This is a genomic window from Luteolibacter luteus, from assembly GCF_012913485.1.
Taxonomy (GTDB): Bacteria; Verrucomicrobiota; Verrucomicrobiia; order Verrucomicrobiales; family Akkermansiaceae; genus Haloferula; species Haloferula lutea.
The window spans coordinates 4,776,036-4,796,662 of record NZ_CP051774.1; the positions used below are offsets into that span (position 1 = coordinate 4,776,036).

Consider the following 20,627-nt stretch of genomic DNA (forward strand, 5'->3'; position numbering starts at 1 on the left):
GGCGGGAAATTTTCCCTCGACGAATTAAAATACACTGGTAGGTAGGAAATAGGCGTGCGGGTTACAGATCCGCTTTTGCTCAAAACCAACCAAATAAAAACCATGCACATCACGACCTTGCATCCCGACCTGCGCAAGAACCTCCGGAGCCTGCTCCAAGGGTACGTGGAGCATTGCGAATTCTCCGAGCACCTCACGGGAAGGATCGATTTTCCGATCTACTTCATGGGCTTCAAATACGGTGCTCCGGTCTTCAATCACGTGGGTCCCGGAAAGAGCGGGCAGGATCGTCCTGTAGTCGGTCTGATCGGCTGGAATGAGCCGACATCGCAATTGGCGTCGCAGGTTCTTCTCCAATTCATCGAGATCCTGACCCAGCACCCGCGGCTAGCTGGAAACTCGGTGTTGCGGATGTTGCCGGTGGCCAATCCGGTAGCGCTGGAACTGGATGAGGATGCCCCGGCGCGCGAGGAATGGGATCTTCTCGAACAGCTTGGCGAGCGATTCAAGGAACAGGCCTCCGATGGCCTGATCGAAGTGCAAGCTGCCGACGTGAAGGAGTTCACCTTGGCGGGCGAGATTAGCCCGGCTCTCTACCGCGAACTGGAAGCGGTGAGCGGAACCATCCCGGCGATCCGCGGGCGCATTGCGGTGCCTGGGACTTTCAATGTGCGGCCTGCGCGTCCTGACGAGCGCTGGCAATTGCGACTCCTTGTGCCCGCTGAATGGACGGATCCTCGGTCGATCCATGCAGTGGCGCGTTATTTGGTGCGCATCATTCACGCCCAGGCACGCGTGAACCGCCGTGGGCGGAAGGCGCTGCGCCAGTTGTCTTGATTTGTCTGTTATCCGGGCATGCCGGTGGCTTTGATCGGGTCATCGGCATGCCGTTTTCCCGGAAGCCCGGATACCATGGACCAGCGTAGCGATCTCATCATGGACCTGATCACGCGGGCAGGCGAAGCCCGTTCCGCAGAGGCGATTCACCGCCAGGAGGAAATCATGATCATTCACGCCGCGACACTCTCGGCACGCCGGATCCGGACCCTGATGGTTCCAGCCGGAAAGGTGAAGACCTTCCATGCCGGCAAGACGCTCCGAAAGAACCTGTTGGACCTGGGGGCTCCCTACCACCGCTTCTATCCCGTCAGCTCTGACGGATCCTTTGATTCACTCACGGGCTACGTCTGCCTTCGCGACCTGCTGCTCGACAAGCTGCTAGATGGCGAAGGAGGGGATCCCGACTGGCACCGCCACATTCGCCCTCTACAAGAGGTCGAAGCCAGTAGCCCGGTGACCCCGCTCCTCACCGGGTTTCTCGATCGGAAGGATATCGCCGCCTTGGTGAAGAAGGATGGCTCGAACGTCGGCTGGGTGACCATGGATGACGTGATCGAAACGCTGTTGGGCGTCCGCGGTTAGAGGCGGGCTTTGATTTCGAAAGATACTATACCAATCATACTACAATCGTCGTTATGTCCCATTCCACCACTCCCATCGCCGTCATCGGTGGCGGCTTCAGCGGCACGCTGACTGCGATCCATCTCGCGCTGCGGTTGCCGGACCGACCAGTAATCCTCTTTGAGGAAAGCGGGGATGTCGGTCCCGGCCTCGCGTACCGTCGTGATGACCCACACGCGCTTCTGAATATCCCGGCGCGCCGGATGAGCGCCTATCAGGACGAGCCTGACCATTTCTATCACTACGCCCTGCGGGTGCTGGGGGATGAGGTAACGCCGGATGATTTCCTCCCTCGCCGGATCTACGGGGAATACATCAAGGACTGTCTGGCGCAGACGCAGAAGCATAGCCCGAACCTGCGAGTGGATCATCGTGCAGTGATCGATATCCAGACGAATCCCGGTAGCAGCGTCGCCGTGCTGACCTTGAAGGATCAGACGGCGCTCATGTGCGCGCGGGTGGTGCTTGCCACGGGGCACCAGGGATCGGCGTTCTCGGGATCGATCTGGGCACAACACACCTTGCCTGCCCGGCTGGCTGCGAGTTTCGACAAGGTGAAGCAGGGAGACACGGTCCTCGTGATCGGTACTGGCCTGACAATGATCGATGCGGTGCTCGAGCTCGAGCGTCGCGGAACACCGGCGGCCGTTCACGCCATCTCGCGGAATGGCTTGCTGCCACGTCCTCACGAGAAGGCATCGCCGGTTTCGCCGCCGGAACTGGATGATCTGCCGGACTCCGACTTGCGCCGCAGCCTGCGGCTCTTCCGTCGGGCGATTACCAATCATAGCGCGGAGGGCGGCGACTGGCGCGATGTGTTTGCGGCGTTGCGGCCTGCCACGCCTTCTTTGTGGCAAGAGATGTCAGTGAAGGATCGGCGCAAGTTCCTGCGCTTCATCAGTCCCTTCTGGGAGGTGCATCGCCACCAGTGTGCCCCTGCCACTTTCCATGCACTGCAAACGATGATCGACGAAGGGAAGCTGGATCTGAAGCGCGGTACGATCGTTTCGGTCGAAAGCAAGGGCGGGCGGCTTCGCCTGGGGCTTGCCCCGCGGAACCGGGCTGCGGTCACCCGCTGGCTCGAGGCGGATCACATCATCGATGCCACCGGCCCGGCTCGCGACATCACCACGATCAAGCATCCGCTGATCACGAATCTGCTGCGCCGCGGCTTCCTGGTGCCGGATGAGCTCCGTCTTGGGGCGGAGATCCATGCCGATTACCGGGCGATCGGCCGCGACCGTTTCCCAATCGAATGGCTCTATGTGACCGGGCCGATGCTGCGCGCGCGCTACTTTGAAGCGACGGCGATCCCTGAGTTGCGCCTGCACACCTCAGCGCTGGCGGCCCGCTTGGCGAACGAGCTTGAGGGTAGTCGCAAGCCCGAGGCTCTGGCGGTTTGACCTGAGTTTCCGTGGAAGGATGAAACGCGTCAGGGGTGCCACAATGGCACCCCTGACTTATTTCTGCTTTCTGGTTACCACAACCGCAGGGAAACTGCCTCAGGCAAAAATCTCGGTAGCGACCTTTCCGGCCACGTCGGTGAGACGGAAGTCGCGGCCGCCATAGGGATAGGTGAGCGCTTCATGGTCGAGACCCATGAGTGCGAGCAAGGTGGCGTGAAGATCGTTGGTGTGCATCTGGCCTTCCACCGCCTTGATGCCGAATTCATCGGTGCCGCCATGGGTATAGCCGGCTTTCACGCCTGCGCCCGCGAGGAACATGGAGTAACCGGTGATATTGTGATCACGGCCGTCGGGTCCTTGCGCGGTTGGCTGACGTCCGAATTCCGAACCGAAGAGCACAAGCGTATCCTCCAGGAGACCGCGTTGTTCCAAGTCGGCGAGCAAGGCGGAAGTTGGTTGGTCGACATTGCCGCAGCGCTCGATGAGCCCCTTGTGGAGGTTGTTATGATGATCCCAACCGGGCTGGCAGATCTCGACGAATCGCACGCCGGCCTCGCTGAGGCGGCGCGCCATGAGGCACTGGCGTGCGAAGGCACCCGCCGGTCCGTCCTTTACTCCGTAGGCATCACGAACGTGCTGCGGCTCCTTCGAGATATCGAGCAGGGCGGGCACTTTGTCCTGCATGCGGAAGCCGAGTTCGTAGGAGGCGATGATGCCATCCACGGGATCCGGGGCTCCGGGTGACGCTGCCAGATCGCGATTCATCGATTGCACGAGATCGAGCTGCTTGCGTTGGAGCGAGGCTTCGCTCGAGGCCTTGAGGTTCGCGAGAAAGCCCGCGTCGGTGATGCGCGTGCCTTGGAAGTGCGCGGGAAGGAAGGCGCTGCCGTAGTTCACCGTCCCCCCGAAGTTTGGGGAAGGATTGATGGTGATGTAGCCGGGGAGATCCTGGTTATCGGTGCCGAGACCATAGAGCAGCCACGCTCCCATGCTGGGGCGGGTGAGTGCGGCGTTGGCACTGCCGGTGTGGAGCTGCACCACGGCCTGCGGGTGCGCGGGCGTGTCGGTGTGGAGTCCACGCAGCCAGCAGAATTTGTCGGCGTGCGTGGCGATATTCGGCATGAGTTCGGAGAACCAGCTTCCGGTTTCGCCATACTGCTTGAAGGCAAACTTCGAAGCGGTCACGCGACCACCGCCGGGACCCGTCTTCCCATCGTTGTTTTGAACCGCTGGCTTGTAGTCGAAGGTATCGATCCCCGACATCGCACCTTCCATGAAGATGAAGATGATGCGTTTGGCGCGTGGCTTGAAATGCGGAAGCTTCGGGATGAGGGGATTCGCGAGCGCGCGCTGCTGTCCCATCAGGCCGGCGAGTGCGAGATAGCCGAAGCCTGCGCCTGCAGACTTCAAAATGGAGCGGCGTGAAGGGTTATTGGAGAAGGGATTCATGGATATCGAGTAGGGATGATGGAAGGTGCGTTCAGCGGACGAAGCGGAATTCAGCGGAGGCGTAGAGCGCCTGGATGTAGGTCATCCAAGCGGCGGACTCGGCATCGGGAGCCGTGACTTTCTTGTCCACTGCGGTAAGGTCGGTGCGTGGCATGTCGTCGGGATTCGCTTGGGCAGCGTCTGCAACGTTGCCTCCGTCCTGAGTGTTTGAGGCCAAGACTGTCTGTGGTGCCGAGGTCTCGTCTGAATCGGGTTCCCAGCCTGAGGCATAGGAGGTGAGGTAGTCTTTTGCCCGTGCGATCTCGGAGGGCGACGCATCACGGCTGAAGATGCGAAGGTGAAGATCACGGACTTTCTCTTCCTGAGGACGCGTGTCTGACTTCAGAGCCGTGGCAAAGGAAAGGGCTTGGCCGCGAACGAAGGCCGAATTGAGGAAGAAGAGCGCCTGCCCCGGGACGGTGGTGGCATCCCGCTGTCCGGTGACCAGGGTCTGCGAAACGGGATCGAACGCTTCGAGCGCTTTCGGGATCACGCCGCGGAGCTGCGGTAGGTAGATGCTGCGGGCGAGCTCGCGGTCGGCTTGGTCCTGCACACCTTTCGCCTCCTGGCCGTTGTCGCGCATTTCGATCATGCGCAGCTTTTTGACAGCGGGATCTTCCGCGGTCGGATGAAGCTGTCCATTTGACGCGAGGATCGCGTCGCGGATTTCCTCCGTGGCCATCCGGCGTGGCGAGTGTCGCCACAGGAAACGGTTGGAGGGATCCTTCAGTTCGTGAGCTTCCGGTGCATCGGAGCCGAGCTGATAGGTGCGTGTCAGCACGAGTTCGCGGACCAGCTTCTTGGTAGACCAGCCTTCCTCAATGAAGCGGGAGGCGAGGTAGTCCAGCAGTTCGGGATGGGAGGGCTGGTCTCCGGTCGTGCCAAAGTTATCCACCGTGCGGACGAGTCCTTGCCCGAAGAGGTGGAGCCAAGCACGATTCACAATCACGCGGGGAGTGAGCGGATTCTGCGGGCTGGTGATCCACTTGGCCAGCTCCAGGCGACCGCTTTGCGAAGGATTGACCGATGGCGCTCCCGGGACCTCGAAAGCAGTGAGGAAGCCTCGCGGGACCTCTGGACCCAATCGCTCTGCTTCGCCACGGATGCGCACCTGCGTGTCGGCGATCTTGGGTGCCTCGCGTACGCCGTGGACCGCATAGCCGCGTGCGGCGGGATCGGTGAGGGCGAGCAGGTCGGCTTGAGCGCGTTCGTAGCGGAGCCGGAAAGGGCGTTGAGTTGGCTGGCCGTTTTTGCCGGGCTTCAGACCACGGGGAGTGCCCCGGATTTCATCCCATTCCTTCTTGGTCTCCGCCACCTTTGCTTCGAGGGCTGCGACCTCCTCTGCGGGTGGCGGGGGCATCTCCGTGGAGAGGCGGATCAGATTCTTGGAATCGTAGTAGTCCAGGCCGCCGCCTCCCATCTTGTTGCGGACGCCTGCTCCATCCTCGGTGGAGGTGAAGATTCCGGCGAGGGAGTAGTAATCGGTGATCGGGACAGGATCGAACTTGTGATCGTGGCAGCGTGCGCAGCTGACGGTGAGTCCCAGGGTGGAGCGGGTGACCGTGTCGATCTTCTCATCCACGTTGTCCATTTGGAAGCGGACCTTGAAGCGTTGGTTCACATCCTTCACGCCGAGGGCGAGGAAGCCGGTGGCAGTCAACAATCGGTCACGTTCATCGTTGTTGCCCGCGGGAAGGAGATCACCGGCGATCTGCTCTTGAATGAAGCGATCGAAGGGAATGTCGCGGTTCACCGCATCCAGCACGTAGTCGCGGTATTTCCATGCGTGAGGGTAGGGGATGTTTCTCGAAGGCCCCGTGGATTCTCCATAGCGGGCGACATCGAGCCAATGGCGGCCCCAGCGCTCTCCGAAAGCAGGAGAACCAAGCAGGCGATCCACCTCCCTTTCGTAGGCCGCGGGGGAGGGGTCCTTTGCGAAGGCTTCGATCGTTTCAGGTGCTGGCGGGAGTCCGGTAAGGTCGAAGGTGAGGCGCCGCAGCAGGGTAACGGGGTCGGCATCCTTCACGGGCGGGAGCTTCTCCTTCTCAAGTTTTGCGAGGACGAAGTGATCGATCTCTCCCTTCGGCCACGAGGGATCGCCGACGATAGGTGCGGAAGGCTTCACCAGCGGTTGCCATGCCCAGTGGGTCTTACGAAGCTTCTCGTACTTCGCAGTGACCTTGCCCAAGTCTTCCGGGATCTTCTCAAACGGCCAAGCGGCTCCACGGGAGATCCATGTCCTCAGATCTGCGATCTGCGCTTCGGAAAGCGGGGCGCTTTCCTTAGGCATCAACAGGCGGTCCTCCTTATGAATAATGCGCTGGATCAGAAGGCTCTTTTCCGGATCTCCGGGAACCACTGCCGGACCATTGTTGCCACCATTGAGAAGACCATTGAAGTCATCCACACGCAGATCGCCCGCCGCCTTGGTGTCGGCCGAGTGGCAGCCATAGCAGTGCTCGGAAAGGATCGGCCGGACTTTCTTTTCGAAGAACTCGAGGTCGGCGGGATCGGGAGCCGTAGCCCGGGCGATGGCGGGTAGATAAAGAGCAAGTGCGAGAGAAAGACGACGGTGCATGGTGAGAATGGGTCCAGGAAGAGCACGGTGAGAGGGGCGGACACGGACCGAGGGAAAAACCGGTTCCCACGGTCCGCGTCCTTTCAACCCGCCACCGAGCGGAGAAGCTGTTAGGAGGCCCGGCAGGCCTCTGCGCGAAGGCATGATCCTCCAAAGCAGACGGATACTTCGTCTGAAGAAGGGTCGATTGGGATGAGCCTGCGACCGTGCCGGGAATCTTCAGATTTATCCCGGGCGGTCAGGCTGGAGCGATCGCTACGGCGGATCACTCAAGCGGCCCAAGCCTCGCGACATCGGATCGCACGACAACGGGTCGGGGCTGAGTCGGGAAGTCGAGCAATGGAAGTACGGGTCATCGGCTGCAGAAGAGTTGGTTTCAATTCGCCGTTCCGGTCGGAAAGAATCCGTCCCACAAAGAAAAACAGCACCATGTCAACTTGCTCCCCTGCACGGGGTCGCCGGATCGCTACTTGGACTCCTTCCCGGAATCCTGCTCGCGGCTGACAGGAAACCTAATGAAGATAGGATGGTGGGATTTCAAGAGGTTTTTTCGATTTGAGTTCTCGGTCAGGTATTGAGGGTGGCTTTGATTTTCGGTTAATTGATTGAGGGTGAGTTTGTTTTGCGTTGATGATAGAATCATGATTTTTCCACGGCTTTGATTCCGGGATGCAGAGGTCAGCTCAAGGGGTCTGGTAGGGATTTTTGGTCGTAAATCTCTTAATTATAGCTGGTTATGTTTTCGAATGGGATGGATTTTCGCTAGGGAGGCTCATCTCGGTTGCCCTTTCGAAGGCCGCGAATCGAGCTCTCCCAAGCAAGGGTTCTCTCGACGAAATTTCCGGCAATACTTCAATGATCGAGTCGTTGCTGTCTGGATATAAGCGTATTGCGCAATATTGAGAAAAACCCGCTTGACCCTCTACTTTTAATCCCTACTTTGCGGTCAACATTCGCCGATGCACCTTTCCAAGAAAGCCGAATATGCTCTGCGCGCACTCATTCACCTCGGGATCGCCACTGAAATGGGGCTTCCCGTGGTGTCGGGAGTGGAGTTGGCAGATGCGAACCGGCTGCCGCTGAAATTCATCGAGCGCATTCTCCAGGAGCTCCGGGAGGCCGGGCTGGTGGAAACGAAGCGAGGGAAGCTGGGCGGATACGCGCTGGCCACCTCGGCGGAGCAGGTCCGGATCGGTGACATCGTCCGACGGATGGATGGACGGCTGGCTCCGATCTGCTGCGCCAGCGAGTTCGCCTACCAGCGATGTACCTGCCCCGATGAAGATCACTGCGGCCTGCGGATGCTGATGATCGATGTGCGCAATGCGATTGCCAACATCCTTGATCGCTACTCCTTGGCCCAAGTGGTCGAAGTCACCCTGCGCAAGATGCGCCGCGATGGAGTGGCACCACCTTTCTCCACTCACGCAGGCGCGAAGACAAATGCACCCCAAGTCCGCGGCAAGGCGAATCCTGCCGACGGTTTCCTAGAAGGACTCTCCCAACTTGTTACCGCTCCGAGCGATGAACACCAGAACCAATGATCGTCTGAAACCAGACCAAAACCTGCAGGCCGACTGGCTCGAGGTCGTGCGCAAAAAGGTCGAAGACCTGCGCTTCGGCTCCGTCCAGATCATCGTCCATGAAGGACGGGTGACCCAGGTCGAAAGCCTGGAGAAGACCCGCTTTCCCACCAAATCCGACGAACAAGGCTGAGCAATCCGCAGCCACGTTCCATCACTTTCACATCGCGGGACAAGATCCGGTCCCGCTTCGTTTTCAGATCCACTGACCGAACAGGCTGCAAACACGGCCTTCCTTCCACTGCCATTCAGGCATCTCCCCGAGTCGAGCAACCCACACCATAAGGGCGCCGCCTCTCTCCAGCGGGAAAATAAAACCAACATGAACACCAACACTACCCGGGCCACGGGAGTGCGGAAGTCTTCCGTTCTTGCCGGCCGGTCTGTATTCACGAGATCCAAAGCGCCGCGACTTCTCGTCACTGGAGCCCTCGCTGCTATCCCCCCGACCAGCATGGCATTCGACTTCGATCCCTTCAGCACGCCATCGGCGGAAGAGACCGCGATGTTCGACAAGCTGTGGAGCAATTTCGTTCTCTACAAGAACGACAAGAATCCGCTGCTGGAGGAGTTCAAGCTGATCGGGAAGTACCAGGGCCAGTATTACTGGGTGGATTCGGATCAAGGGGACGTGGATGCATGGGAAGACCGCCGCTTCCGCTTCGGCTTCGATGCGAAGATGTTCGAGAAGAAGCTGGAGGTCCGTGCGACCTTCCAGAGCACGGATAACTTCGACCCCTTTTACAACGGTCTCGAAGACGCGTATGTGAAGTGGAAGCCGACTTCCGATCTCACCTTCACCGTCGGTCACATCAAGCCCCTGATCGGTTACTTCGATTGGCTGCAATCGAGCGATCTCCAGCAAACCTTCGATAGTTCCCAGGTTTTCAACCAGCTTCGCGTGAACCGCATGCTGGGCCTGACGGCAGAGGGCAAGGTAGGTGATTTCTCCTGGCAGGTGGGTGGCTACTCGAATGACTCCGACAAGGAGTTCGGCAAGTTCGGCGGTGCTTACAGCTTTGGTGCCGGTGTCGGCTACGATGCGAAGGAATGCTTCGGCTGGGAGAAGGCGGATTTCCGCTTGGATTGGATCCATAGCGGGCACGACAAGGATGACTACCTGCTCACCCGCTATGATGACTTGGTGTCCGCCACTTTCTGGGGCGAGCAGGGTCCGTGGGCTTTGGTAGTGGAGGGCTTTAGCGGCTCCGGCGGCGAGGGCAGGGATGGTGATGTCTTCGGCTTCTTCGTGCAGCCGATGTACGACATCATTCCCAAGCGCCTTCAATTGGTCGGCCGCTATTCTTTCACCACCGGCGATGGTCCGGACAGCGTGATCCGTCAGAATCGCTACGAAGGCGAAGCGCCTTTTCTCACCGGCGGAGGCCGCGGTGATGAATACCATGCCCTCTACCTGGGCGCACAGTATTTCATCTACGGCGACAAGCTGAAGCTCATGGCCGGTGGCGAATACGCCCACCTCGACGGTGGTGGCAATGGTGGCGACTACGAAGGTGTCACCTGGCTCACGGGTATCCGCTTCTACTTCTGAAGCGCTGACGACAACCGGAGCCTTTCCTTTCTCATCTCATGAAAATTCACGCACTCCTGCCCGCTATCCTGGCAACGCTTATCGTTCTGCCGGGCTGCGGAGAAAAAGGCAAAGGCTCCGGCACCACGCTTGAACTTCAGAATGTCTCCTACGATCCAACCCGCGAATTCTACGAAGAGGTGAATGCCATCTTCGCGAAGAAGTGGGAGTCGGAAGGGAAGGGGAAGATCACGATTACTCAGTCCCATGGCGGATCCGGCAAGCAGGCCCGTGCGGTCATCGATGGCCAACCCGCCGATGTCGTCACACTGGCGCTTTCGCTGGATATCGACATGATCAGCAAGGAGAGCGGGCTGCTGCCGGAGGATTGGCAGGCGAAGTTTCCTAACAATAGCTCGCCCTACACCTCCACCATCGTCTTCGTGGTCCGGAAGGGAAACCCGAAGGGGATCAAAGACTGGGGTGATCTGGTCAAGGACGGCACCCAGGTGATCACCCCGAACCCGAAGACAGGCGGAGCCCCCCGCTGGGCCTATCTCGCCGGATGGGCATGGGCTGAGAAGCAGAACGGCGGCGATCAGGCTGCGGCGAAGGACTTCATCTCGAAGCTCTACAAGAACGTGCCCGTGCTGGATTCCGGCGCGCGCGGTTCGACGACCACCTTTGCACAGCGGAGTATCGGTGACGTCCTGATCTCTTGGGAAAATGAGGCGCATCTCATCGAGAAGGAATTCCCGGGCCAGACCGAGATTGTCTATCCTTCCCTGAGTATTCTCGCCGAGCCGCCGGTAGCGGTGGTCGAGAAGACAACGGAGAAGAAGGGCACGACCGCCGCAGCGAAAGCCTATCTCGATTTCCTCTACACGCCCGAGGGGCAGGATCTGGCGGGCAAGCACTTCTATCGCCCCCGCGACCCGCAGGCTGCGGCCAAATATGCGGCCACTTTCCCGAAGATCGAACTCGTCACCATCGATCACTTCGGCGGTTGGCCAAAGGCGCAGCAGACTCACTTTGCCGATGGCGGCATCTTCGACCAGATTTACGCGAAATGATCCCGGCATGAAGTCGTGATGCCCCGCCGGGTGGGCAGCAGTTCCAGTTCTCTTATCGATTCAAGATTCATCCAAACCAAGTAGATACCATGAAAGCACGTCTCATCATCCCCTTCGCCCTGGCTGCCCTGTTTGCACTGCCGGGTTGCGGCGAGAAGAAGTCGGCTGGTGCCGGCGGCGTTCTGGAGCTCCAGAATGTTTCCTATGACCCGACCCGCGAATTCTATGAAGCGGTGAACAAGTCCTTCGTGAAGAAGTGGAAGGATGAAGGGAAGGGGGACATCAAGATCACCCAATCCCACGGCGGCTCTGGAAAGCAGGCCCGTGCCGTGATCGATGGCCAATCCGCTGACGTTGTCACCTTGGCTCTCGCCGGTGACATTGATGTGATCGCCCGCGAAGCGAAGCTCCTGCCCGCCGATTGGCAGGCGAAGCTGCCGGACAACAGTTCTCCGTACACCTCCACGATCGTCTTTGTCGTCCGCAAGGGCAATCCGAAGGGAATCAAGGATTGGGGTGACCTGATCAAGGATGGCACCCAGGTGATCACTCCGAATCCGAAGACCTCCGGTGGTGCCCGCTGGAACTATCTGGCCGCATGGGCATGGGCGGAGAAGCAATACGGTGGCGACCAAGAGAAGGTGCTCGAATACATCACGAAGCTCTTCAAGAACGTGCCGGTGCTTGATACCGGTGCCCGCGGCTCCACCACCACCTTTGCCCAGCGCGAGATTGGCGACGTGTTCCTTTCCTGGGAAAATGAAGCTTATCTCATCGAGAAGGAATTCCCCGGCAAGACCGACATCGTTTATCCCTCGCTGAGCATCCTGGCCGAGCCGCCAGTGGCCGTGGTGGAGAAGAATGTGGAGAAGCACGGCACCGCTGAAGCAGCGAAGGCCTATCTGGAGTTCCTCTACACGGATGAAGCCCAGACCCTCGCCGGTGAAAACTTCTACCGTCCGCGGAAGGCCGAGATCCTGGCGAAGTTCAGCAGCAAGCTGCCGACCATCCCGCTGGTGACCGTGGACAAGGACTTCGGTGGCTGGGCGAAGGCGCAGGCGACCCACTTCGACGACGGCGGCACCTTCGACAAGGCCTACGGCGCGAAGTAAAGTCACGAGTTCCGCTTCCCTAATGACTCCTGTTTGATCAGGCTAGCCGCATTCACTGATCCGAATGGCGAAGAAGCAACGCGTCCTTCCCGGCTATGGCCTGTCGATGGGGATTACCATCACTTGGCTCAGCCTCATCATCCTGATCCCTCTCGCCGCCTTGTTCATCAAGGCGGCGGGCTTGGGGCCAGCCCAGTGGTGGAGCATCCTCACCTCGCCGCGAGTGCTGGCGGCAGCCAAGCTGACCTTCGGGGCCAGCGCCGCGGCTGCCGGAGTCAGCGTGGTGTTAGGCTTGCTCGTCTCATGGGTGCTGGTGCGCTACCGGTTCCCGGGACGAGGGATTCTGGATGCCATCGTGGATCTTCCATTTGCCCTGCCGACGGCGGTGGCGGGCATCACCCTCACACAGATTTATGCGCCGACCGGTTGGATCGGGAAGTATCTGGCCGAGTGGGGGATCAAAGGCGCTTACTCGCCCTTTGGTGTGTTCATCGCGCTGACCTTCATCGGGTTTCCCTTCGTGGTCCGCACGGTGCAACCGGTGATGGAGGATCTGGGGCCGGAGCTTGAGGAAGCCTCCGCGAGCCTCGGTGCGAACCGCTGGACGACGTTCCGGCGGGTGATTTTCCCTTTGCTAGTGCCGGCCTTGATCACTGGCTTCACCTTGGCCTTCGCCCGCGCGATCGGGGAATATGGCTCGGTGATCTTCATCTCGGGCAATCTGCCGATGAAGACGGAGATCCTGCCGCTGCTGATTGTCGCTCAGTTGGAGCAATACAAGTATGAGGGAGCCGCAGTGATCGCGGCGGGGATGCTGATCGTTTCCTTCGGCCTTCTGTTCCTGATCAACCTTCTCCAACGCCGCCTGAACTGGCAGTCCCGCTGAACCGATGGCTTACAAACCGGTCACCACAGAATCTGCTCCAGTCCGTTGGCTTCTCATCGGGCTGGCCTTCGTGATTCTCACGCTTTTCCTGCTGCTGCCCTTGGCTGCAGTGTTCATCGAGGCCTTCCGCCGTGGCGCGGATGTCTTCGTGAAGTCGCTTACGGAGGATGCCGCGCTTTCGGCGATCAAGCTGACGATTCTCGCGGCCGCGATTTCGGTGCCGCTGAATACGGTCTTCGGCCTGGCCGCCGCGTGGTTGATCACGAAGTTCCGGTTCAAGGGGCGCTCTTTCCTGCTCTCCCTGATTGACCTTCCCTTTGCGGTCTCTCCGGTCATCGCCGGTCTCGTCTTCGTCCTGCTCTTCGGCCTGAAGGGCTGGTTCGGGCCTTGGCTCCGGGAGCATGATATCGAGATCATCTTCGCGCTGCCGGGTATCATTCTCGCCACGGTGTTCGTGACCTTTCCCTTCGTAGCCCGCGAGCTGATCCCGCTGATGGAAAGCCAAGGAAGCGATCAGGAAGAGGCGGCGGTGACGCTCGGCGCGCACGGCTGGCAGATCTTCCGGAAAGTCACGATTCCGAATATCAAGTGGGGCCTCCTCTATGGCGTACTGCTATGCAATGCCCGTGCGATGGGCGAGTTCGGCGCCGTGTCGGTGGTTTCCGGCCACATCCGTGGCAAGACGAACACGCTGCCGCTGCATGTCGAGGTGCTCTACAACGAATATCAATTCAGCGCGGCCTTTGCCTGCGCGGCCCTGCTGGCTCTTCTTGCTCTCGTGACCCTCGGCCTCAAAACCGCCGTCGAACATTTCACCGGCCATTCCTCCAAGAGAAGGCACTGATTTTCCGCTCCGAAACCCTTTCCTGTCATGTCCGTCTCCATCCAATCCATTCACAAGACCTTCGGCACCTACACCGCGCTGGATGATGTGTCGCTCGAGGTTCCTGATGGCTCGCTCACGGCATTGCTCGGTCCTTCCGGATCCGGAAAGACGACGCTGCTGCGCATCGTTGCCGGTCTGGAGTATGCCGATGCCGGGAGTGGCAGGGTGCTTTTCCACGGCGAAGACGTGACGGATGTCCCGGCTGGAAAGCGCGGCGTCGGTTTCGTGTTCCAGCACTACGCGCTCTTCAAGCACATGTCCGTGGCGGACAACATCGCCTTCGGCCTCACGGTGCTGCCCGGCTCCAAACGTCCGGCGAAGAGCGAGATCAACGATCGCGTGAAGGAGTTGCTCCATCTCGTGAAGCTCGACGGTCTCGACAAGCGCCGTCCGCACGAGCTCTCCGGTGGCCAGCGCCAGCGTGTCGCCCTTGCCCGCGCCCTCGCGATCCGGCCGAAGGTCCTGCTCCTGGACGAACCCTTCGGCGCGCTTGACGCCCAGGTGCGAAAGGATCTGCGCCGCTGGCTCCGCCAATTCCACGATGAGATCGGCCTCACCACTTTGTTCGTGACCCACGACCAGGAGGAGGCTCTCGAGCTGGCCGACCAGGTGGTGGTGATGCGCAATGCCCGCATCGAGCAGACGGGCAAGCCGCAGAAGATCTACGATGAGCCTCGTACTTCTTTCGTCTACGAGTTCCTCGGCGAGGTGAACAAGCTGGACGACGGCCGCTATGTCCGCCCGCACGAGATCGAGCTGAAGTTCGCCGCCGAAGAAGGAGTCCACCTTGCCGGCCGCGTGAGTCACCTCTTCGTGGCGGGTCCCTTTGCTCGTCTTAGCGTGGTTCCAGAGAACGGTAGCCGCCGCGAGGTGGAGGTCTGGGCGACCCGCGAGCAGGTGGAGGAGATGGCGCTGGAGAATGGCGATATCGTCGGGCTGCGTTTCCCCGAGCTCAAGGACTCGAGCAAGCCGAAGGATAGCAGCAAGCCGGAGTGATTTTGCTTCATCGGGCGAGGGGTAAATCCTTGCTGGGAAGAAAGGAGAGTCCTGCTAGCAATCGTAGGGACGACTCTCCTCGATACCATGAAGCGAAACCTGCTCTCCGGCGTTGCCTTGGCTTTTTCATCCTTTGCGGCTCTGCCTCTGACGGCCGAGACCGATGCGCTCTCTGGAAAGGATCTTGCCCGGCACGATTTTCTCTACGCGGGGGAGTCCAAGCAGCGGCGCGCCTATCTGGTGAAGGGTGGGGAAGTGGTGTGGTCCTATGACGATCCGGCAGGAAAAGGCGAGATCAGCGACGCGGTCTTGCTCGCCAATGGCAATTTGTTGATCGCCCACCAATATGCGGTGAAATTGATCTCCCCGGAGAAGAAAGTCCTCTGGAATCTGGATGCTCCGGAGGGGACTGAAATTCACACCGCGATGCCGATTGGCAGTGACCACGTCATCTATGTGCAGAACGGGAACCCGGCGTGGGTGAGAGTGGTCAACTTCAAGACCGGCGAGACCAAGAATGAGTTCCAAGTGCCTACCGGAAACCCCAAGGGCGTTCACGGGCAGTTTCGCCATGGTCGTCTCAGCTCACGCGGCACGCTCCTGCTGGCGCACATGGATATGGGCAAGGTTTCAGAATACGATGCCAGCGGGAAAGAGCTTCGCTCTTGGTCCTCGGATCGTCCTTGGGGGGTGGCTCCGTTGAAGAACGGGAATATCCTCGTTACGGAGCGCGCTGCGATCCGTGAGCTCACTCTCGATGGAAAAGAGGTTTCGGTGATCAGGCCATCTGTTGATGCTCCTGAGTTCGATCTAAACAGCCTCCAGCTCGCATGGCGTCTGTCGAACGGGAACACGCTCGTGAACAATTGGTTCAACGAATGGAGCGGCGAGGTCGATCGGACCAAGCCGCCCGTCCAAGCGGTGGAGTTCACGCCTGACAAGAAGATCGTGTGGGTACTCCGGTCCTGGGAGAAGCCAGACTTGGGGCCGTCCACCACGATTCAGATCCTTGATCACGCGGAGCCGTTGGAGAATGTCGGATTTGGCTCCATTCGCTAAGCCGCCGGCGTGTGATTTGCACGATCTCGTCACGAAGTGGTGAGGCGAGAGTGACCGGAAAATGGCGGGGATTCCCACGAAAAGGGGAAATGCGTGGCGATGAATCTCCGCGGGTTTCCTGCTAAGGGTGGTATCATTCCGTCAGCCAACGGAAACGTGCAAGTGCCCTTGACCCGATTGGGTTAAGGGTGACTTGGCTGTGTGCCCCTGATGCGACGGGATAAGGACCTTTCTCTTTTCCGGCTCTTCCTTGTGGACCATGGCGAAATCCAACCCCGTCGATCCCCGCTCCGAACCCGTTGCTGAGCCCCGCGCGTGTTCATGAGGCATCGATAGATCGAGTCCTCTCCGGTCTCACGCCCCAACCCAATGCCCAGCCCCTTGCATCTCCTCCGCCGGATCTCCGTGGCATTTCTTGCTGCGTTTTCCTCTGCCGCGTCAGCCGCGGTGAATCTCGATTTCGAGAAATCCACCTATAGCACGCTGACCTCAGAGACGGTGACTTTGACCGGGCACTCCGAACTGCACGTGACGGGCAGCGGCGATCCGATTCCAGGTTGCACGATCCATCTGAACTCGGAGGATTCGTGGGTCTTTTTTCATAACGTCACGCCTTCGGCCGTGATCTCCAGCCTTCTTTCCCGGATCCGGGTGAATGGTGCTGTGGCGGTGGCGGACTCGAATGTAAGGGTGGTGCAGCATGTTGCGGGTGCGGTCGTGATCCCCTACACCGCGGCTTATCAGCCCTTGCGGGTTTTCACCGGGGCGCATCTCACCGGTAGCTCCCGGGGCCTTGGTCCTTATACGGCCTATGGGGATGGTTCCCTTGGTGTGTTTTCGAACAATGTCCGATCCTTTGTTCTGAAGCGGGGCTACACCGCGACTTTCGCCCAGAATGAGAATGGCACGGGTATCAGCCGCAATTTCGTGGCACAGGATTCCGATCTGGAAGTTTCCTTGATGCCCTCGGGCCTTGATGGAGATGTGAGTTTCATCCGGATTTTCCCGTGGCGCTGGGTTAGCAAGAAAGGGTCATGCGATGTGGATCCGGGCGCGCTGAATGCCAAGTGGCACTACAATTGGAATATCAGCGCCAATTCCACGGCGGACCGCGAGTATGCCGCGATCCGGCAGCAGCCATACTGGCCGGGGCTTGATCAGGATTGGAAAGCGCGCGGGATCAACCATCTGCTTGGCTTCAACGAGCCGAACAATCCGGTCGAGGATGCCTACAAGAACCTGACACCCCAAGGATCCGTGAGTGATGCGGTGGCGCGTTGGCCGGATCTGCTGGCCACCGGCTTGCGTGTGGGTGCCCCGGCAGTGACGGATGGAGGCTACGGTTGGATCGCCGACTTCATCAATCAGGCAAATGCCGCCGGTGTCCGCGTGGATTATGTTCCCGTGCACTATTACCGGAGCTACGCGAACAAGAATGACCCGGCGGGGGCGGCGGCGCAGATGTACAATTTCCTGAAGAGCATCTACGATGTAGCCCAACGTCCGATCTGGGTCACGGAGTTTAACAACGGTGCGAACTGGACGGACAACGCCCATGACCCGGATGTGACCCAGAATCGCAATGCCATCGAGGCGATGGTCCAGATGATGGACAACACGCCTTGGATCGAGCGCTACGCGGTCTATAGCAATGTCGAGTGGTTCCGCAAGACGCACTACGATGATGGAAGCCTCACGCCGATGGGCACGATGTATCGGGACCGGGTTGCGCCGATGGCTTACCAGCAAGTGGTGCCAAACTTCGGGAACTCCGGGAATGCGGGATACCTTTTCGAAGGAAGCACGCGGGACACCATCAGCGGCAACAATCCGCTCATCTATGGCACGCCGAAGATTGTTCCCGGCAAGCATGGCAGCGCTCTCTCGCTTGATGGCACGGATGACTATCTGGCCTTGCCCGGCCGCTTGGGTGATAGCAATGACTTCTCCTTTGCCGCCTGGATAAAGTGGGACGGAGGTGCGAACTGGCAGCGTATTTTCGATCTGGGGAATGGCACGGCGAATTATCTCTTCCTCAGCCCGAAGTCCGGTGGTGGCACGCTGCGCTTCGCGATGAAGCTCAACAACGGCACCGAGCAGCAGCTCAATGCTCCGGCCCTGACGCCGAATGTCTGGACGCATGTCGCGGTCACGATCGCTGGGGATACGGGCAAGCTCTTCGTCAACGGCAGCTTGGTGAACACCAATGCGAGCATGACCATCAACCCCTCCCAGATCGGGACAGAGGGAAACTATTTGGGGCGGAGCCAGTTTGCCGACCCGCTTTTCGACGGCCAATTGGATGACGTGCGCTTCTTCAATTCCGGGCTGACTGATGCGCAGGTGGCAGCGTTGGCGAACTCCACGCCACCTCAATTTGTCGCTTCGCCTTCGGTGGGGAGCGCGGCGCTTGACCTGCCGTTTACCGGCGATCTGGCTCCACTCATCGCATCCGGGAACGGTTCATTGACCTTTTCCAAGATCAGCGGGCCGGCATGGCTCTCGGTTGCGGCTGATGGCTCGCTCTTCGGGGTTCCTCGCCTTGGCGATGTCGGGCAGAGCGAGATGCTGGTAAGCGCCGCATCATCCGGCGGAGCCATCACCACCGCCGTGATCCCTCTTAACGTGGTCGGTGCCGAGCTCGTCGCACGCTACGCTTTCAACAATAGCGCACTTGCCACGGCGGGCGGCGTGAATGCTGTTCTCGCGGGTGGATCCACTTACGTCGCGGGACAGAGTGGACAGGCGATCAATCTGGATGGAATTGATGATCACGCGGTCCTTCCTGCCGGGATCGCTTCTTCGGACGAGATCACCATCGCCAGTTGGGTGAATTGGGATGGCGGTGGAAACTGGCAGCGCATCTTTGATTTCGGGAATGGCACCGGGAGCTACATGTTCCTCACGCCGAAGTCGGGATCGAATACCCTGCGTTTCGTGATTAAGAACGGAGGTGCTGAACAAACCGTCGAGACCACGGCGCTGGCCACCGGGACATGGGTGCATCTCGCGGTGACGCTCTCGCCGAGCGGAGGAAGGCTCTATGTGAATGGAAGCCTGGCGGCATCGAATGCGGCGATGACGATCAAGCCTGCCGACTTCAGGCCGGCTACCAACTTCCTCGGGCGCAGCCAATTTACGGCGGATCCGTACTTTGATGGGCGCTTGGATGAGTTCCACGTCTTCCGCCGCGCGCTTTCAGCTGCCGAGATCAGTTCCCTGCGGATCGCGCCGAAGCCTGTCCTGGCCAGCAACCCCTTGGTGCTGGCGCAGGCTGTTCCCGGTAGCAGCTACGAGGGCACGATCTCGGGTGCCGCCACTGTTTCCAGTGGCACGGTGAGCTATTCAAAAGTGGAAGGCCCCGCTTGGCTGACCATTGAGCCCGATGGACGCGTGTCAGGCGTTCCCGCTGTTTCCGAGAGCGGCACTCCTGCTTTTCGTGTGCGTGCGACGTCCTCGATCTCGCCTGTCATTGCCACTGACCTGGATCTTGTCGTGCCCGTGCAGGCGCCTGCCGACCTGAAAGTCCACTATGAGATGGATGGGAATCCCGCTGATACCACCGGGATCTATCCCGCAACGGCCAGTGGATCACCCGGCTACGCCGGCGGTCTTTTCGATCAAGCCATCGATCTGGATGGCACCGATGACTATCTCCAAGCTCCTTCCGGCTTCATTTCGAATCTCACCGATGCCACCTTCGTCACCCGCTTCCGTTGGGATGGCGGTGCGGCATGGCAGCGGCTTTTCGACTTCGGAAACAACACGACGCAGTATCTCTTTCTCACACCGAATTCCGCCTCCGGGACGATGCGCTTCGGGATCACCTTGGGTGGGAATGCAACACAGGAGTATCTTGATGCCCCTATGGCTCCTGCTGGCGAGTGGACGCATGTGGCAGTGGTTCTTTCCGGAAGCACCGGGACGATCTACGTGAACGGTGCAGCAGTTTCGACCGGCACCATTACCTTGGATCCTTCGAACGTGGCACCGACCTTGAACTACATCGGGAAAAGCCAATGGCCTGACCCTTATTTCAACGGGGCTATCGATGAGCTGCGCATCTTCAACCGTGCCTTGAACGCCGCTGAAGTGAAGGCGCTCGCTGTCCCTCCTGCCGCGGTCATCGTCCCGCGGCCGGGTTACGCGGCTTGGGCGAGCGGGATCACCTTTCCTTCGGGGAAGAATGGACCAGAGGACGACGCGGATGGCGACCGGCTTTCCAATCTCGTCGAATGGCTCTTCGGCTCGGATCCGCTTGATGCCGGCAGCGCTCCGCTTCCGGCAGCAGTGCGTTATCAGGCTGCAGCGCTCGGGCTGGCAGATGGGAAAACCTACCTCGGCTTCTCGAGCCGCGTGCGAAGGGACCGGCCGGGCACGACGCTGATTCCGGAAGCCGCTGCGACTCTCGATGACCTCGGTAGTACCACTGCCGCGGCAAATGTGAGCCAAGCAGGTCCGCCAGTGGATGATGGTGCCTTTGAGATCTTCACCTGGTATTACAAGGTGCCGATCGAAGACGTGAACGCAGGCTTCATCCGCCTACGGGTGACGAACCAATGAAGGTG

15 protein-coding genes are annotated in these 20,627 nt (G+C 59.8%); 13 read left to right on the plus strand and 2 right to left on the minus strand.

The window, feature by feature from the left end; translation table 11 throughout:
• Positions 1-102: 102 nt before the first annotated feature.
• The 3 genes from HHL09_RS19685 (at position 103) to HHL09_RS19695 (ending at position 2,864) form a co-directional block, all read left to right on the plus strand.
• On the plus strand, positions 103-837 hold the full coding sequence (locus tag HHL09_RS19685) for a hypothetical protein (protein ID WP_169456337.1): 735 nt from the start codon (positions 103-105) through the stop codon (positions 835-837).
• 75 nt (positions 838-912) lie between these two features.
• Positions 913-1,422: a CNNM metal transporter family protein gene (locus HHL09_RS19690; RefSeq protein ID WP_169456338.1), complete on the plus strand. Its 510-nt coding sequence runs from the start codon at positions 913-915 to the stop codon at positions 1,420-1,422.
• Between the two features lie 53 nt (positions 1,423-1,475).
• Positions 1,476-2,864, plus strand: coding sequence for an FAD/NAD(P)-binding protein (locus HHL09_RS19695; RefSeq protein ID WP_169456339.1), 1,389 nt, complete (start codon positions 1,476-1,478; stop codon positions 2,862-2,864).
• A gap of 99 nt (positions 2,865-2,963) precedes the next feature.
• On the opposite strand, the gene HHL09_RS19700 is transcribed toward HHL09_RS19695, so the two are convergent.
• On the minus strand, positions 2,964-4,316 hold the full coding sequence (locus HHL09_RS19700; protein ID WP_169456340.1) for a DUF1501 domain-containing protein: 1,353 nt from the start codon (positions 4,314-4,316) through the stop codon (positions 2,964-2,966).
• Positions 4,317-4,347: 31 nt separating this feature from the next.
• On the minus strand, positions 4,348-6,933 hold the full coding sequence (locus tag HHL09_RS19705; RefSeq protein WP_169456341.1) for a PSD1 and planctomycete cytochrome C domain-containing protein: 2,586 nt from the start codon (positions 6,931-6,933) through the stop codon (positions 4,348-4,350).
• Between the two features lie 959 nt (positions 6,934-7,892).
• Here HHL09_RS19705 and HHL09_RS19710 point away from each other — a divergent pair.
• The 10 genes from HHL09_RS19710 (at position 7,893) to HHL09_RS19755 (ending at position 20,622) form a co-directional block, all read left to right on the plus strand.
• On the plus strand, positions 7,893-8,477 hold the full coding sequence (locus HHL09_RS19710; RefSeq protein WP_169456342.1) for an RrF2 family transcriptional regulator: 585 nt from the start codon (positions 7,893-7,895) through the stop codon (positions 8,475-8,477).
• On the plus strand, positions 8,458-8,649 hold the full coding sequence (locus HHL09_RS19715) for a YezD family protein (RefSeq protein ID WP_169456343.1): 192 nt from the start codon (positions 8,458-8,460) through the stop codon (positions 8,647-8,649). The genes HHL09_RS19710 and HHL09_RS19715 overlap by 20 nt, the downstream gene beginning before the upstream one ends.
• Positions 8,650-8,970: 321 nt before the next feature.
• Complete coding sequence (locus tag HHL09_RS19720; protein WP_169456344.1) at positions 8,971-10,068, plus strand: porin; 1,098 nt, start codon at positions 8,971-8,973, stop codon at positions 10,066-10,068.
• 38 nt (positions 10,069-10,106) lie between these two features.
• Positions 10,107-11,120 carry a sulfate ABC transporter substrate-binding protein gene (locus HHL09_RS19725; protein WP_169456345.1) on the plus strand — a complete coding sequence of 338 codons (1,014 nt, stop codon included), beginning with the start codon at positions 10,107-10,109 and terminating at the stop codon, positions 11,118-11,120.
• Between the two features lie 89 nt (positions 11,121-11,209).
• A complete protein-coding gene (locus tag HHL09_RS19730) occupies positions 11,210-12,232 on the plus strand; it encodes a sulfate ABC transporter substrate-binding protein (protein ID WP_169456346.1) in 1,023 nt (340 codons plus the stop codon).
• Positions 12,233-12,296: 64 nt separating this feature from the next.
• On the plus strand, positions 12,297-13,118 hold the full coding sequence (gene cysT / locus HHL09_RS19735) for a sulfate ABC transporter permease subunit CysT (protein ID WP_169456347.1): 822 nt from the start codon (positions 12,297-12,299) through the stop codon (positions 13,116-13,118).
• A 4-nt stretch (positions 13,119-13,122) separates the two neighbouring features.
• A complete protein-coding gene (gene cysW / locus HHL09_RS19740) occupies positions 13,123-13,962 on the plus strand; it encodes a sulfate ABC transporter permease subunit CysW (protein ID WP_169456348.1) in 840 nt (279 codons plus the stop codon).
• A gap of 27 nt (positions 13,963-13,989) precedes the next feature.
• Entirely contained in the window at positions 13,990-15,000 is a 1,011-nt protein-coding gene (locus HHL09_RS19745) for a sulfate/molybdate ABC transporter ATP-binding protein (RefSeq protein WP_169456349.1), read from the plus strand.
• An 87-nt stretch (positions 15,001-15,087) separates the two neighbouring features.
• A complete protein-coding gene (locus HHL09_RS19750) occupies positions 15,088-16,059 on the plus strand; it encodes an NHL repeat-containing protein (RefSeq protein WP_169456350.1) in 972 nt (323 codons plus the stop codon).
• 405 nt (positions 16,060-16,464) lie between these two features.
• Positions 16,465-20,622, plus strand: coding sequence for a LamG-like jellyroll fold domain-containing protein (locus HHL09_RS19755; RefSeq protein ID WP_169456351.1), 4,158 nt, complete (start codon positions 16,465-16,467; stop codon positions 20,620-20,622).
• Positions 20,623-20,627 lie beyond the last annotated feature (5 nt).